The organism is Ralstonia sp. 1B3, assembly GCF_036631435.1.
Genome location: NZ_JAPNUG010000020.1, coordinates 87,491 through 102,637 on the forward strand (window position 1 = coordinate 87,491; position 15,147 = coordinate 102,637).

General features: G+C 63.5%; 15 protein-coding genes and 5 pseudogenes. 10 read left to right on the plus strand and 10 right to left on the minus strand.

Annotated elements, in window-relative coordinates; translation table 11 throughout:
* The first annotated feature begins 56 nt into the window (after window positions 1-56).
* Together yjgA and mog are read left to right on the plus strand one after the other, a co-directional pair.
* Window positions 57-674 carry a ribosome biogenesis factor YjgA gene (yjgA, locus tag OWR21_RS05860; protein WP_332394781.1) on the plus strand — a complete coding sequence of 206 codons (618 nt, stop codon included), beginning with the start codon at window positions 57-59 and terminating at the stop codon, window positions 672-674.
* Complete coding sequence (gene mog, locus OWR21_RS05865; protein ID WP_147214141.1) at window positions 671-1,318, plus strand: molybdopterin adenylyltransferase; 648 nt, start codon at window positions 671-673, stop codon at window positions 1,316-1,318. Before yjgA ends, mog begins: the two co-directional genes overlap by 4 nt.
* Here the strand turns inward: mog and orn are convergent, their stop codons facing one another.
* A complete protein-coding gene (orn, locus tag OWR21_RS05870) occupies window positions 1,319-1,966 on the minus strand; it encodes an oligoribonuclease (RefSeq protein ID WP_374220483.1) in 648 nt (215 codons plus the stop codon). It abuts the gene before it with no gap.
* Window positions 1,967-2,042: 76 nt separating this feature from the next.
* Between orn and OWR21_RS05875 the strand changes: the two are divergent.
* The 3 genes and pseudogenes from OWR21_RS05875 to OWR21_RS05885 all read left to right on the plus strand — a co-directional run bounded on the left by OWR21_RS05875 (window position 2,043) and on the right by OWR21_RS05885 (window position 4,589).
* Window positions 2,043-3,301, plus strand: a pseudogene (locus OWR21_RS05875) (M48 family metallopeptidase).
* Window positions 3,298-4,244: pseudogene (rsgA, locus tag OWR21_RS05880) on the plus strand (ribosome small subunit-dependent GTPase A). The pseudogenes OWR21_RS05875 and rsgA overlap by 4 nt, the downstream one beginning before the upstream one ends.
* A gap of 30 nt (window positions 4,245-4,274) precedes the next feature.
* Window positions 4,275-4,589, plus strand: coding sequence for a hypothetical protein (locus OWR21_RS05885; protein WP_316888151.1), 315 nt, complete (start codon window positions 4,275-4,277; stop codon window positions 4,587-4,589).
* 35 nt (window positions 4,590-4,624) lie between these two features.
* On the opposite strand, the pseudogene OWR21_RS05890 reads toward OWR21_RS05885, so the two are convergent.
* The 6 genes and pseudogenes from OWR21_RS05890 to rpsP form a co-directional block, all read right to left on the minus strand.
* Window positions 4,625-5,537 (minus strand): annotated as a pseudogene (locus OWR21_RS05890) (CobD/CbiB family protein).
* A 134-nt stretch (window positions 5,538-5,671) separates the two neighbouring features.
* Window positions 5,672-6,374 (minus strand): annotated as a pseudogene (locus OWR21_RS05895) (CoA pyrophosphatase).
* A gap of 103 nt (window positions 6,375-6,477) precedes the next feature.
* A complete protein-coding gene (gene rplS / locus OWR21_RS05900; RefSeq protein WP_012761581.1) occupies window positions 6,478-6,864 on the minus strand; it encodes a 50S ribosomal protein L19 in 387 nt (128 codons plus the stop codon).
* Window positions 6,865-6,984: 120 nt separating this feature from the next.
* Window positions 6,985-7,725 carry a tRNA (guanosine(37)-N1)-methyltransferase TrmD gene (trmD, locus tag OWR21_RS05905; RefSeq protein WP_332394782.1) on the minus strand — a complete coding sequence of 247 codons (741 nt, stop codon included), beginning with the start codon at window positions 7,723-7,725 and terminating at the stop codon, window positions 6,985-6,987.
* A gap of 23 nt (window positions 7,726-7,748) precedes the next feature.
* Window positions 7,749-8,300: a ribosome maturation factor RimM gene (gene rimM / locus OWR21_RS05910; protein ID WP_147214239.1), complete on the minus strand. Its 552-nt coding sequence runs from the start codon at window positions 8,298-8,300 to the stop codon at window positions 7,749-7,751.
* Window positions 8,301-8,431: 131 nt separating this feature from the next.
* Window positions 8,432-8,686, minus strand: coding sequence for a 30S ribosomal protein S16 (gene rpsP, locus OWR21_RS05915; protein WP_012761578.1), 255 nt, complete (start codon window positions 8,684-8,686; stop codon window positions 8,432-8,434).
* A 145-nt stretch (window positions 8,687-8,831) separates the two neighbouring features.
* On the opposite strand from rpsP, the gene OWR21_RS05920 reads away from it, so the two are divergent.
* The 4 genes and pseudogenes from OWR21_RS05920 (at window position 8,832) to OWR21_RS05935 (ending at window position 11,439) form a co-directional block, all read left to right on the plus strand.
* Window positions 8,832-9,905, plus strand: a complete 1,074-nt coding sequence (locus OWR21_RS05920; RefSeq protein WP_442968602.1) for a PQQ-dependent sugar dehydrogenase — start codon at window positions 8,832-8,834, stop codon at window positions 9,903-9,905.
* A 193-nt stretch (window positions 9,906-10,098) separates the two neighbouring features.
* Entirely contained in the window at window positions 10,099-10,488 is a 390-nt protein-coding gene (locus OWR21_RS05925) for a hypothetical protein (RefSeq protein WP_332394784.1), read from the plus strand.
* Window positions 10,489-10,613: 125 nt separating this feature from the next.
* Window positions 10,614-10,796 (plus strand): hypothetical protein, encoded by a 183-nt coding sequence (locus OWR21_RS05930; protein ID WP_332394785.1) that lies wholly within the window; start codon window positions 10,614-10,616, stop codon window positions 10,794-10,796.
* 167 nt (window positions 10,797-10,963) lie between these two features.
* Window positions 10,964-11,439 (plus strand): annotated as a pseudogene (locus OWR21_RS05935) (NINE protein).
* Here OWR21_RS05935 and OWR21_RS05940 read toward each other — a convergent pair.
* The 3 genes from OWR21_RS05940 to OWR21_RS05950 form a co-directional block, all read right to left on the minus strand.
* Window positions 11,440-12,564, minus strand: coding sequence for a PA0069 family radical SAM protein (locus OWR21_RS05940; protein ID WP_332394786.1), 1,125 nt, complete (start codon window positions 12,562-12,564; stop codon window positions 11,440-11,442).
* An 82-nt stretch (window positions 12,565-12,646) separates the two neighbouring features.
* Window positions 12,647-14,266 carry an alkaline phosphatase D family protein gene (locus OWR21_RS05945; RefSeq protein ID WP_332394790.1) on the minus strand — a complete coding sequence of 540 codons (1,620 nt, stop codon included), beginning with the start codon at window positions 14,264-14,266 and terminating at the stop codon, window positions 12,647-12,649.
* A gap of 59 nt (window positions 14,267-14,325) precedes the next feature.
* Window positions 14,326-14,826 (minus strand): Lrp/AsnC ligand binding domain-containing protein, encoded by a 501-nt coding sequence (locus tag OWR21_RS05950; RefSeq protein ID WP_332394787.1) that lies wholly within the window; start codon window positions 14,824-14,826, stop codon window positions 14,326-14,328.
* Window positions 14,827-14,948: 122 nt separating this feature from the next.
* Between OWR21_RS05950 and OWR21_RS05955 the strand changes: the two genes are divergently transcribed.
* Window positions 14,949-15,147 (plus strand): FAD-dependent oxidoreductase (locus OWR21_RS05955; RefSeq protein WP_332394788.1); only part of this gene is annotated, 199 nt, incomplete at its 3' end.

Below are 15,147 nucleotides of genomic sequence, written 5' to 3' on the forward strand. Positions count from 1 at the left end.
CAAAAGCGGGCAAGAACTGGCGAAAGCGCCCATCATAGCAAGATACAATGCGCGCCATGAGCCGAGCATCCCGACATAACCCCACGTATCTGCAACCCGTCGTGCGCACCGACATCGGTGACGAGGACGATCCGGATACGCCCAAGAGCAAATCGCAGCGCAAGCGCGAGGTCAACGCCTTGCAAGACCTGGGCGCGGCGCTGGAAGCGCTGCCCAAGGACAAACTCGCCAAGGTGCCGCTGCCCGAAAAGCTGGTCGACGCCCTGCGCGAGGCCAAGCGCACCACCGCGCATGAAGGCAAGCGCCGCCAGATGCAGTACATCGGCAAGCTGATGCGCGCGCTGACCGACGAGGAAGTCGAGGCCATCCGCCGCGTCCTCGCCACCTTCGTCGGCGCCTCCAAGGCCGAGACCGCACGCCTGCATGCCATCGAACGTTGGCGGGATCGCCTGATCGCCAGCGACGACGCCATCACCGAGTTCATTGCAGCGCACCCGAATTCCGATGTGCAGGCGCTCCGTACGCTCGTGCGCAATGCGCGCAAGGAAGCGCAGCTGGCCAAGCCGCCCAAGTCGTCGCGCGAATTGTTCCAGATGGTCAAGCACGCCCTGTCCGGCAACGACCGCAACGAGGACGACGCCGATCAACCCGAAGCCGAAGACGACGAAGCATGACAGCCCCTGCCCCCTCCGCGCCGATCACCCGCCGCCACGCCGACGAACTGATCGTCGGCTTTGTGTCGATTTCGGACCGCGCCTCGGCCGGCACGTATCAGGATGAAGGGATTCCGGCGCTGCGCGACTGGTTTGTCGCCGCGCTGTCTTCGCCGTGGCAAGGGGTGGAACGGCTGATTCCGGACGATCAGGCCACGATTGCCGACACACTGATCGACCTGGTCGACCATGCCGGCTGCGATCTGGTGCTCACCACGGGCGGCACCGGGCCGACGCGCCGTGATGTGACGCCCGAGGCCACGCTGGCCGTCGCCACCAAGGAAATGCCGGGTTTTGGCGAGCAGATGCGCCAGATCAGCCTGCATTTCGTTCCGACGGCGATCTTGTCGCGTCAGGTGGCGGTGATCCGCGAGACGCCCTCACGCGCTGCGCTGATCATCAACCTGCCGGGTCAGCCGCGCGCCATCAAGGAAACGCTTGAGGGCTTGAAGGATGTAGAGGGCCGCGCCGCGGTGCCGGGCATCTTTGCGGCCGTTCCGTACTGCATCGACCTGATCGGCGGCCCCTATGTCGAGACGCACGACAGCGTGGTCAAGGCCTGGCGGCCCAAACACGCTGTGCGCGCAAAACCGCTGCAGGTCTGATTACGGGGCGACAGAAGACGCCAGCGCCTCAGCGTCGGGCGTTTGCGGCACGTCGCGGATGAAGTGCTCGCGGTAGTAGCGCAGCTCTTCGATCGACTCGATGATGTCTGCGAACGCCGTGTGCCGTTGGTGTTTCGTAAAGCCCTTGGCAATGGCCGGCTGCCAGCGCTTGCAGAGTTCCTTCAGCGTGGAGACGTCCAGGTTGCGGTAATGGAAGTACTCCTCCAGCTTGGGCATGTAGCGCGCCATGAAGCGGCGGTCCTGGCAGATGGAGTTGCCGCACATCGGCGACTTGCTCTTCGGCACCCACTTCTTGAGGAACGCCAGGAGTTCCGCTTCCGCTTCCGCTTCGGTCGTGGTCGATGCCTTGACCTTGTCGATCAGGCCCGAGCGGCCATGCGTGCCCTTGTTCCACGCGTCCATGCCGTCGAGCAGCTCGTCGGATTGATGGATCACCAGCACGGGGCCTTCAGCCAGGATGTTCAGCTCCGAATCCGTCACCACCACGGCCACTTCGATGATGCGGTCGTTCTCGGGGCTCAAACCGGTCATCTCCATGTCGAGCCAGACCAGGTTGTTGTCGCTCTTGGCAGCAACACGGTTCGGGGTCGAGGGGGATGCGGCGGACGGGGAAACAGGGGTACTCACTGGGGTGCTCACTCAAGGGCCTTGAGAAAATGACTGAAGGCTATAATTTTCGCATATCTGATAGGTGTTTCCCCACATGCCCGCCTTTACCGTTGTCTTCCTGGTCGCCCTTGTCTTGATGTCCGCCACGCGCCTGTGGCTGGCGGCGCGGCAAATCCGTCACGTCGCACGTCACCGCGATGCCGTGCCCGCGCAGTTTGCCGAGTCCATCACGCTCGACATGCACCGCAAGGCAGCCGACTACACCATCGCCCGCACGCGTCTGGCGATGCTCGAAGTACCGGTTCAGGCAGCCCTCCTGATCGCGCTGACGCTGCTCGGCGGGCTGAACTGGATCAACCAGGCCTGGTTGGGCGTGTTTGGCCCCGGCTACGCGTATGGCGTGGCGCTCATCGCGTCGGTCATCGCGATCAGCAGCGTGATTGAGTTACCGTTTTCGCTGTATGCGCAGTTCGTCGTCGAAGAGCGTTTCGGCTTCAACCGCATGACGTTCAAGCTTTGGCTGACCGACAATCTCAAGGGCCTGGCCATCGGTACCGTGCTGGGTCTGCCGCTGCTGCTGGCGGTGCTCTGGCTGATGAACAAGATGGGCGCCCACTGGTGGCTGTACACCTGGGTCGTGTGGATGGCGTTCATGCTGTTTGTTCAGGCCATCTACCCGAACGTCATCGCGCCGCTCTACAACAAGTTCACCCCGCTCCAGGACGAAGAGATGCGCTCGCGCATCGAAAGCCTGCTCAAGCGCTGCGGCTTCGCCAGCAAGGGCCTCTTCGTGATGGACGGCAGCCGCCGCAGCGCCCACGGCAACGCCTACTTCAGCGGCTTTGGCGCAACCAAGCGCATCGTCTTCTTCGACACGCTGCTCGCGCGCCTGAACCCGTCCGAGATGGAAGCGGTGCTCGCCCATGAGCTGGGCCATTTCAAGCGCCATCACATCACCAAGCGCATCGCTGTGACGTTTGTGCTGAGCCTCGGTGCGCTGGCGCTGCTCGGCTGGCTGATGACGCGCACGTGGTTCTACCTCGGCCTGGGCGTGGCGCCCAACCTGTTCTCCGACAACCATGCGCTGGCGCTGATGCTGTTTTCCTGGTGCTGCCGGTATTCACGTTCTTCGTCTCCCCGCTGGCGAGCCTGTCGTCGCGCAAGGACGAGTACGAAGCCGACGCCTTTGCCGCTGAGCACGCCGACGCCAATCAACTTGTCTCGGCGCTGGTCAAGCTGTTCCAGGACAACGCATCGACGCTCACTCCGGACCCGGTCTACTCCACGTTCTACTATTCGCACCCGACTGCATCGCAGCGCGTGGAGCGCCTCGTGCAGGCCCGCGCGGCATGACGCGCGGCAAACTGGGCCGCGCCCATAAGCAGGCTGCCACTGGCGAACATGGGCTCGTCATCGCCGCGCACGGGCGCCATTACCTTGTCGAACGCGAAGGGGGCGGTTTCCTGCAATGCTTCCCGCGGGGCAAGCGCAGCGGTGCGCCGTCGGCGATCGCGTGGTCTATGAAACCACCGCTGTCGACCAAGGCGTCGTGGTGCGTGTGGACGAGCGCCGCAACCTGCTCTATCGCTCCGATCAGTTCAAATCGAAGGTGCTGGCCGCGAATCTGGATCAGGTCATCATCATGCTCGGCACCGAGCCGAGTTTTTCGGAAGACTTGCTCGGCCGCGCGCTCGTCGCCGCAGAATCGCTCGGCATCACCCCGCTGATTCTGCTCAACAAGATCGACCTGACCGCGCGACTGGAAACGGCGCGCTCACGCCTGGCGCTCTATCGAGACCTGGGCTACACCATCGTGGAACTGACCGTGCACGGCGCGCCGGAAGCCGCGCATGCCGCGCTTGAACCACACGTGGCGGGACGGGCTTCGATCCTGATCGGGCAATCGGGCATGGGCAAGTCCTCGCTGCTGAATCTGCTGATTCCCGGCGTGGACGCGCAAACGCGCGAGATCTCCGAAAAGCTCGACTCCGGCAAGCACACGACCACGTTCACGCGGCTTTATCACCTCCCGGCAGAATGGGGCCAGGATGGCGTACTGATCGACTCGCCGGGCTTCCAGGAATTCGGCCTGCATCACCTCAGCGAAGGGATGCTGGAACGCGCCTTCCCGGAGTTTCGTCCACGCCTCACCGATTGCCGCTTTTATAACTGCCGGCACCTGCAGGAACCCGGCTGTGGCATTCTGGGCGCGATGGCCGAGGGCAAGATCGATCCACGCCGTCACCAGCTTTACGCGCAATTGCTGCACGAATCGGAACAGCAGAAGCCCTGGTAAGGGCTTTGTCATACGCTCCGGGAGGGCGGGATGAAATTGCTGATCAGCAGTCCATCGCTGGGCATGGCGGCACACTGGCAGAACGTCCTGTCTGCCGCTGGCATTCGCACTGAACTCCGCAACATCTACTTGAGCAGCGTGGCGGGTGACGTTCCGCCACAGGATTGCGCAGCACAGGTCTGGCTGGTGAATCCGGCGCAGGAAGCGCAGGCCCGCGTACTGCTCGATCAGGCGCAACACCCGCCGGCCGGGCCGACATGGCGTTGCGTGCATTGCGGCGAGAGCCATGAGCCGCAGTTCGCACAGTGCTGGCGTTGCGGTAAAGACCGCGAGAATGCGGCCTGATTTGAGTGATCGATTTGGCGCCTAGGCTTGGTGCGTCAGCCCAGCCACACGGCAATCGACAACATCGCCAGCAGCAGCATCCACAGCACCACGGCGCGCCACCAGCCCAACAGCCGATTGCAGCGTACGCACGTTCGGCTCCTGCCCCACTTCCATCGGATAGGCGCCATCCTCGTCGGCAATGCTGTCGGCCGAGTCGCGCTGCGGGATAGGCGTGCCAAGACGCACGCCGAGCGCCCCGCCGCCGGCAGCCAGCAGGATACCGTTCACTTCGTCGCTCCACTTGGCAGCGCGGTTGCGCCAGGCATACACGGCGTCTTCAAAGTTGCCGACGATCGAAAAGCCGACGGCGGTGAGCCGCGCAGGAACGTAGTCGATGATGAAAAACGCCTGACGGGCAAAGAGACCAAGCGCCGGGCTGCGTTCCGTCGACGTATCGCTCCAGTGGCGAGCGAGATATTCAGCACCGCGATACAGCACCACACCCGCCGGCCCGATCGGCACCAGGAACCAGAAGAACACGCCAAACACGTGACGATGCGCCGCCACGATCGCACATTCGAGCGTGTGACGGACGATCTCATTGACAGGCATGTCGGTGGTGTCGCGTCCCGACCATTCGTTCAGCAACAGGCGCGCGGTGACGACGTCATCGCTGCGCAACGCCTCGTGGATATCAGTGAAGTAGTGGCTGAACTGGCGGAAGCCGAGCGTCAGGTACACCATCAACACGTTCCACAGGAACGCCAGCCCGAGGCTGATCGACGACAGCAGGTAGTGCACCAGCGCCACGACCACCACGGCCGGCAGCGTGACCACGCACCAGGCGAGCACGGCATCGCGACGATGGCCGGTATCGAACCATTCTTCTGCCCGCGCTGCCAGAGCGCGCACGACGTCGTAGATCGGGTTGTCCCGGCTGAGCGCACGGAACTGTTCGAGAATCAGCGCGCAGAGTACGGAGAAAAAGTCATTGGAAGGGCGTTGCGAAGGCGCGGATCACGCCGTGAATGCGATGTGCAAGACGATAGCACACAGCGTGCGCGCAACAGCGCACAGGGCCGCCCATATTCGCGCCGACGCTACGCTGCCAGCAGGTGATAGAGGTTGCGCAGCATGCCGGCCGTCGCGCCCCAGATGAAATGATGGCCGGCGTCAGGTGCCTGGTCGGGTCGCCCAGACCGTCGATAAGGCATCGCATAGAAACGACGCACCCGGTCTTCCCATCGCAGCTCGCGCACTTGGTGGTTGGCCGGGTCCATCAAAGGCCAGCGGCACTTCAAACACTTCGGCGACTTCACTGGGGTCCGGCTGCAGCGTGAAATCGGGCGCGAGCAATCCGACAATCGGGCTCACGTGGAAACCCGTCCCGGTGATGTAGTCGGGAAGGCGCCCGATCACCTCAATGTGATCCGAGCTGATACCGACCTCTTCCATCGTCTCCCGCAGTGCCGTGTCGACCATGTCACGATCAAAGTCTTCACGTCCGCCGCCCGGAAAGCTGACTTGGCCGGCATGTTGACTAAGCGACGCATTGCGCTGCGTCAGCAGCACCGTCAGCCCCGGCTCGCGCTGTACGAGCGGTACGAGCACCGCCGCCTCGCGCAGCTTGAGCGACGCATCGATCAGGCGGGATTCATCCGTCTGTTCCGGGTGCCAGTCGGGCTGCTTCTGCAGCCGCTCGCGCACGAATTCCGCCGTCAGCCGCGAGCCGTCAAGCGCCGGCAACGATGCCTCGGTAGGCACCACCGGCAACTGCTCAGGATCGAACACGGGACGGCGCATCGGAGGGGACGAATGGTTGTGGAAGGAAGACATACATGTGGTCAATCTTCCGCCGCAAAAGAGAAAAAGGCACCCGAAGGTGCCTTTTCGCAACGCGCGCAGATTACTCCGCAGCGGCTTCCTTACGCTTGAAGGTCAGCTTCTCCTTGATGCGTGCCGACTTGCCCGAGCGTTCGCGCAGGTAGTACAGCTTCGCACGGCGCACATCACCGCGACGCTTCACTTCGATGCTGGCCAGCAGCGGCGAGTACAGCTGGAACGTACGCTCCACGCCTTCGCCCGAAGAGATCTTGCGAACGATGAAGGACGAGTTCAGGCCACGATTGCGCTTGGCAATCACGACGCCTTCATACGCCTGCACACGCTTGCGGGTGCCTTCAACGACGTTCACGTTGACGATCACGGTGTCGCCAGGGGCGAACGGGGGGATCGTCTTGTTGGCCGTCAGGCGCTTGATTTCTTCCTGCTCGATTTGCTCGATGAGATTCATCTTTTTCTCCTTGACCATCATGCCGGCGTTTTGCCCGGTCGGTAGACCGCGGCCCCGGTAGAGGATGGGAACTTCACTTGGCCGAGCCTTCCGGACTGGAAGCCTCTGACCCCTTTGCCGTTATCGCCGCGGCAGCAGGAAAACCTCATCGCTGCGGGACAACAAACCCTGCTTGCGCGCCGCCTCGACCAGATCGGGCCGCTTGCGCATCGTGTTCAACAGCGCCTGCTGGCGGCGCCACTTCTCGATCTCGGCGTGATGGCCACCCAGCAAGACATCGGGCACACGCACACCTTCGTACTCTTCGGGCCGCGTGTAATGCGGGCAGTCGAGCAAACCGTTGACGAAACTGTCCTGCACCGCCGACTGCGCATCGCCCAGTACACCTGGCAATTGCCGCACCACGGCGTCGATGATCGCCATCGCTGCGATCTCACCGCCGGAGAGGACGAAATCGCCAAGGCTGATTTCCTCATCCACGCGACGGTCGACCAGACGTTGATCAATCGCTTCGTAGCGCCCGCACAGCAACGTGAGCGCCGGCAACTGCGCCAGCTCCATCACCCGCTTGTGCGTCAGCGGCTTGCCTTGCGGCGACAGCAGCACCACATGCGACGCCGCCGGGGCTTGCGCCTCATGAATCGCGTCCAGTGCAGCTTCCAGCGGCTTGGCCAACATCACCATGCCTGGGCCACCGCCGTACGGGCGATCGTCCACGGTGCGGTAGTTGTCCGTCGTGAAATCGCGCGGGTTCCAGGTGCGCAACGTGTACACCTGCTGTTTTGCTGCGCGGCTGGTGATGCCCCAGTCGGTCAGCGCCCGGAACATGTCCGGAAACAGCGAGACGACGTCGAACTGCATCGCCGAATTCTCCGGCCGCATGTTCAGTAATCCAGACCCCAGTCGACGACGATGCGCTTGCCTGCGACATCCACCGACTTCACGTAAACCTCGACAAACGGCACCAGCCGCTCGACCTCGCCTTCACCAACGATACGCAGGATTTGATGCGCACCGTTGTCGATCAGGCCGCCCACCGTGCCAAGCGTTTCCTCTTGCTCGTTGACGACCGTCGCGCCGATCAGATCGACCCAGTAAAACTCGTCATCTTCAGGCTCAGGAAAGTCGGCCCGGCTGACCCACACGGTATAGCCGCGCAATGCTTCCGCGACATTCCGATCCGGCGCGGCAGGCGAACCCGCCACCACCGTGCCGCTGTGCTCACGCGACGTGCCGACGGGAAACACCCGCCAGTCCGCCGACGTCGCCGGCCCGGAAGCAGGCTTGAGCCACCAGGTGCGGGCATTCAGCAGCGCATCGGCGTCGCCGTGCAACTGGACCTTGATCCAGCCACGAATACCGTAGGCCCCACCCACATAGCCCACCTCGATGAGATCGTCGGGGAGCGTCGGATTGGAGCCCGTGCCCGGGCGCATGGCTTGCAGCCGCTCGGCAACCTTTTGCGAGATTGCCTGCGTTGCAACAGCCACGGGACCGGGCCGTGTCGATCCAGCGCGTCACAGCAGGATGTGCTCGGACGGCACCGTCGATCGACGCATGCTAAAACTTAGGCAGCAGCCTTCTTGGCGCTTTGCTTCACCAGACGGGCAACCGTCGGCGACAGCTGCGCGCCCACGCCTTCCCAGTAGGTCAGGCGGTCTTGCACGATGCGCAGACCTTCTTCGCCTTCACCGGCGAGCGGGTTGTAGAAACCGACGCGCTCGATGAAACGGCCATCACGGCGGTTACGCGAGTCGGTCGCAACGATATTGAAGAACGGGCGCTTCTTGGAGCCACCGCGGGCCAGACGGATCACGACCATGGATCTTTTCCTTGAAAAACTGGGTATGCGTACAGAGAAACACGCAAGTATAGCGCAATTTCTCCGACCAAACAAACACTTAGGCCCGGCGAAGGTGTGCAGCCCATGGCGGGCGTGGCTTCGGAGGTACGTGAAGGTGGCCGTTGTGCTCGCAGCTTGGCTTGGCACGGGGCCGGCGGCGCTCGCCAAGCTTCCCATCGAGTCGCTCCGGGTACCGCCGGGCTTTCAGGTCGAAGTCCTCTCTGACGCGATGCCGGCAGCGCGCGAAATGGCGCTATCTCCGGCCGGCATTCTGTATGTGGGGAGCCGCGCGGGCAAGGTCTACGCGATGCGGTTGCAGACGGCAAACGCGCCAATCCATGTGGTGGCATCGGGACTGGAACTCCCCGTTGGGGTGGCGTGGCGCGACGGAAGCCTTTATGTATCGGCGGTTTCGCGCGTCGTGCGGCTCGACGGCATCGACCGCCGGATCGAGAAGCCGCCGCAGCCGGTTGTCGTCAATGACAAGCTGCCGACGGAGACGCATCACGGATGGAAATTCATCGCGTTCGGCCCGGACGGCAGGCTGTATGTGCCGGTAGGCGCACCCTGCAATATCTGCCGCCCCGATGAAAACCGGTACGCCAACCTCATGCGCATGAACGCCGACGGAAGCGGGCTGGAACTCGTGGCGCGCGGCATCCGCAACACGGTCGGCTTCGACTGGCATCCGAGCACGCACGAATTGTGGTTCACGGACAACGGCCGCGACCTCATGGGCGACGATGTGCCAGACGACGAACTGAATCGCATCACCCAACCCAATCCGCATTTCGGCTATCCGTTCTGCCACGCGGGCGACATTCCGGACCCGGAGTTTGGCGCGGGGCATTCGTGCCGCAACTACGCCCCACCCGCCGCGAAGCTCGGGGCGCACGTTGCGGCGCTAGGCATGCGCTTCTACACAGGCAGCAGTTTTCCGGCGGAGTACCGGAACAACATCTTCATCGCCGAGCACGGCTCGTGGAACCGATCATCGAAAGTCGGCTATCGCGTCATGCGCGTCGTGTTGGACGCCGCGGGCAATGTGACGAAGCAGGAACCATTCGTTCACGGCTGGCTGCAAGGCGACCAAGCGTGGGGCCGCCCGGCCGATGTGCTCGTAGCCTCCGACGGCAGCTTGCTGGTTTCCGACGACTTGGCCGGCGCGGTGTATCGCATCCACTACACCGGGAAATGACCTCTACGTCGCCCAACGCCCAGGCAAAGCGTGCACGAAACATCTCGTTACATGGGTAACGTTCGGACAGTGGATGCCCGCTGAGTGAAGCCTTACATTGACAGGCATGAACACGCGCTGCCGATCTCCCTTGCACATGCCAGAAGCACGCGGCGCGTGGCGCTTTCGAATCCTTGCCCGACAGGAGATAGCCATGCCGATCCGCGCATTGCTTCGCACCTTGGCGGCAGGCGTTCTGATCGTCGCCTCTGCGGGCGCTGTGGCTGCCAACGCATCGGCGCGTCAAACCGCCGTCGCCTTCGCAGAATCCACCATGCCCGAATGGACGCACGCGGCACAGGCTAGGCCGCAGGAGCGCCCGCTGGTAGCGCAGTTCTTCGCTGACAGCCGGGGCGAGCAGGCCGCCCGCATCCGCGCGCAAATGGAACGGATGGAAGCGCGCGCCCGGGCCGACGATCGCCTCAATGGCCGGATTCAACCACGTGATGGCGGCGGCCGAGGGGACTGGCAGCAGCAGGAACGCATGCGTCAGGAACGAGGGAACGGCGACCAAGGCAACTGGCGGGGCTCGCGCCGCGGTTGAGGCGCGTCGCTCCTAATTTCACATCCCGGAACTTGGCGGGCACGCCTGAGTCGGATTAGATGGCACGTACGCGCGGTTGAGGCGACCGTGCCATCACACCAATCACAACGACAACAGGTGCTCCAATGTCATTCCCTCTCCACCGCCACGTGCGGCTTATCCTCGGCCTCATCTGGACCACAGCCTTTATGCTGATGCTCGCTCACCTGCTCTACGGCGAAGTCAGCCTGCGCGACCAAGCGCCTCGACTGCAGCAAGATTCGACGGTTTCGATGAGCGTGCCGTCGCTGCGTCCGGTTCCGATTTAGTGACCCTGCCTCTCCCGCCGCTAACGCTACGCAGCGTTGCGCGCCTCCGGCCAACCTGACGGCCGCTTCCCCAAGTTGCTGATGCGTCTTCAAGACGCGCTCCCGGCGCCGCCGTTTGGCTGCGCCGCGGTTGACGTTGGGCGTAGAATGCGCGGCGCTGTGTTGTCTTGCCGTGTGTTCGCCGCCCGCTATGTCTACGACCGCTCTCCAAAAAATCCAAGCTGCTGACCGTGCTGCTCGCCTTCCTGTTCGGAAGCGTGGGCGCGCATCGTTTCTATCTCAAGGGCGGACGCGATTTCTGGGCATGGTCGCAGGTCTTTGCCACGGTGCTCGGTGTGGTGGGCGTGGCGCTGCTGTGGACGACGCAGCGCGCAAGCGTCCCGGGGTGGGTCTGCGCGGTGATCGGCGGATCTTCGGTGCTCGCGGGCTATCTCTCGGCGCTCGTCTACGGCCTGCGCCCCGACGAGAAATGGGACGCGCAGTTCAATGCCGACGGCACGCCACCCATTCGGGCTGGCCGGTCGTACTGCTCAGCATCCTCACGCTGATGATCGGCACGGGCCTGCTCATGGCCGGTCTCGCCATCACCTTCCAGACCTATTTCGAAACGCAGGTGCAGGCAGCGAAAGAGCTGTCGCAGTAATCAGAACAAGCTGCCCTGGCGCTCGTCGACGGGCTTTCGCGGTTTGATGGCACCCGCGGGCGGCTTGAACTGCGAGGTGTCGAGCACCCGTTCGTTGTAGCGGTGGTAGCTGAAGCCGAGCCTGTCGGCGGCCTTGTAGAAACGCTGCCGCAACAAGTCGGCCCAGATGCCGGTGCCGCGCATGCGCGTGGCGAAATCCGCCTTGTAGTCCTGCCCGCCGTGCAGATCGCGGACGCGGTTCATCACGCGTTGCGCGCGGTCGGGAAAATGCGCCATCAGCCAGTCCTGAAACACCGCGTTCAGCTCATTTGGCAAGCGCAGCACGATGTAGCTCGCGTACGTGGCGCCCGCCTCGCGCGCAGCTTCCAGAATCTGCTCCATGTGGTCGTCGGTGACGAAGGGAATCATCGGAGCGACGCTGACACCCACCGGAATACCGGCCTCGGCCAGCGTGCGGATCGTGCGCAGGCGTCGCGATGGCGTGGCGGCGCGGGGTTCCAGCTTGCGCGCCAACTCGGCGTCGAGCGTGGTGATGGTGACGGCAGCTACGACAAGGTTCTTCGCAGCCATCGGGGCGAGCAGATCGATGTCGCGCTCAATCAAGCTCGACTTGGTGATGAGCCCGACGGGGTGATCGCAATCGTGCAGCACCTGCAGCACATCGCGCGTGATGCGCAGTTCGCGCTCGATCGGCTGGTACGCATCGGTGTTCACGCCCAGCGCAATGGCTTCGCAGCGGTAGCTGGGTTTGGCCAGCGTTTCGCGCAGCACCTCGGCGGCATTGGCCTTGGCGAACAGCTTGGTCTCGAAGTCCAGCCCGGGCGACAACTCCAGATACGCATGCGTCGGTCGCGCGAAGCAATACACGCAACCATGCTCGCAGCCGCGGTACGGATTGAGCGACACCCCAAACGGAATATCCGGCGACTGGTTGTGGCTCAGGATCGAGCGCGCCCGCTCGATGGAGACGCTGGTCTCGATGCGCGGCGGCGCCTCATCCGGATCGAGATGCCCGACAAGCGGTTGCCAGCCGTCATCGACGCGCGTGCGCTCGTCGCGCTCGAAGCGGCCTTGCAGATTGGAAGTGGCGCCGCGTCCCTTGCGAGGGACGTGGCGGTCGGACATATCGGACACAGCGGAACAGAGTGGATGCGGGGGCTTGCTGATCCTATCGCATCCGCTCATACCGCGCTGTGGGTGACGCCGGCTACGCCTCGGGGTCGAGCTTCACTTCCCAGAGCGATTTGCCGTCGAGGTCGTGCAGCGATACATGCATCGTGCGCGTGGCCGGGTCGATCGTGGCTCGGCCGTAATACTGCTGCAGCGCCGCGGGCGACTGGTTCTGCGGATTGTCCTTGGGAATACTGACGTAGCGCACGTCCGGCCCAAAGGTCTGATCCACTTCGTTCGGCCCGAACGTGCCGGCGTTGATCGGCCCGCCGACGAACTCCCAGAACGGTTTGAACTCCGTGAATTTGGCGCGCGACGGGTGGTAGTACGTCGCCTGCGCGTAGTGGACGTCAGCCGTCACCCACACCACGTTCTGGATGTTTTCCTGCTTGATGAAACGCAGGATCTCGGCCAGTTCCAGTTCGCGTCCCGAGGGCGCACCGTCATCCGCATTCGCCCACGCTTCGTAGGTGCCCTTGGGCACATCGGGGTTCAGATCCGGCACCACCAGCGAGATCGGCATGTCGCTCGCAATCACCTTCCACGTCGCCTTCGACTGCTTGAGCGATTGCTTGAGCCACGCCGCCTGTGCCGGACCGAGGAAGGCCGAATCGGCATCCAGCCGGGTCTGGCGGTTCGGCGAATTGCGCCCGCGATAGCTCCGTTCGTCGAGCATGAACACGTCGAGCAGCGGGCCGTACTGGAACGCGCGGTAAATCTGCTCCGGGTCGACCGGATTGAAGCGGAACGGGTTGTACTCGAACATCGCCTGCTTCGCGCGGGCGGCGAGCAGCGATGCGCTGCGCTCCTGATAGCGCTTCTCTTCCGGGCCGATCTGCTGGCCGGGGTACCAGTTGTTGCGCACCTCGTGGTCGTCCCACTGCACGAGGAACGGCACCTCGGCGGAAAACGCGCGCTTGTTCTTGTCGAGCTGGTTGTAGGCAAAGGCGCCGCGGTAGTCGTCGAGCGTCTGCGCAACGTGCGACTTGGCCTCGGTAACGAGGTTGGTCCACAGCGAGCCGTCGGGCAATTTCACCTCGGCCTGGATCGGGCCGTCGGCATAGATCTGATCGCCGGAGTGGATGAAAAAGTCGGGCGATTCACGGCGCATCGCTTCGTACAGACGATAGCCGCCGAAACGCTCGTTGATACCCCAGCCCTGGCCGGCCTCGTCGCCGGAGAAGACGAAGCAGATCGGGCGATTGGCCTGGACGGGCGCCGTGCGAAAGCGACCGGCAACCGGCTCGCTGAAGACCTTATCGTGCACGAGGTCCTGGAAGCGCACGCGGTAGAACAGATCTGCGCCGGCAGGCAGGCCGGTCAGATCGACGCGGGCTGTCAGGCCGTTGCTTTCAAGCGCCGCTGGGCTAACGCGACGCGCGACGGTCTTGAAGGCGGCGTCCGTCGAGTATTCGACCAGCATGCGTGCCGGACGATCGGTGCGGCTCCAGACGATGGCGCTGTCAGCCGTGATATCACCGCTCATCACGCCGCCCGGCACTTGCGGACGCAGGCGCTCGGACGTCACCACGGCCGGTGCAGCGCCTTGGGCCAGCACCTCGGCCATACGCGAGCCCAGCAGCGCGGTACTGCTGGCGGAAACAAGACCCTTGATCAGCGTGCGGCGGGTCGGCTTGAAGATCGGCTGGTCGGACATGTAGGCTCCGGTGTGGGCGATGAAGATGCCGGCCAGCGTAAGGCGTTTGCGTGACAACGCTACGTCACACCCTCTTCCGTGACGTCGATGGCGAGCGTCTCCTTGATCTCTTCCATCACGATGTAACTCTTGGACTGCACTGCGCCGGGCAGCTGGAGCAGGATGTCGCCCAGCAAGCGCCGGTATTCGCTCATCTCGCGAATGCGTGCCTTGATGAGGTAGTCGAAATCGCCGGAGACGAGGTGGCACTCCAGCACTTCAGGGATGCGCAGCACCTCGCGCCGGAACTGCTCGAACATGTTGCCGGATTTGCTGCCCAGGCTGATCTCCACAAACACCAGCAGCGACGCGCCCAGCATGGCCGGATTGAGCCGCGCGTAGTAGCCGAGGATGAAGCCCTCGCGCTCCAGGCGCTTGACCCGCTCGATGCACGGCGTAATGGTCAGGCCGACTGCCTCGGACAGTTCCTTCATCGACAATCGCCCGTCCTTTTGCAGCAGGTCGAGAATGCGCCGGTCGAGCTTATCGAGTGCCCGGACGGGCTTGCGCTGGGTTCGCATGGTCGAAAACGCCTCAAAATCGAAATTGTTTCTGTTTCCGATAAATATACAGAAACAATTACTGGAGTTGTACGAATACGATAGCGACATCTATCGCAAATGCATCCCCGGGGAGTATCACCATGCGCGTGCTCGTTCTTGGCAGCGGCGTGATTGGCGTCAGCAGCGCCTACTACCTGGCCCGCGCGGGCCATGAAGTCACCGTCGTCGACCGCGAAGCGGGTCCGGCGCTGGAGACGAGCTTCGCCAATGCTGGCCAGATCTCGCCGGGCTACGCGTCGCCGTGGGCCGCCCCGGGTGTGCCGCTGAAGGCCATCAAGT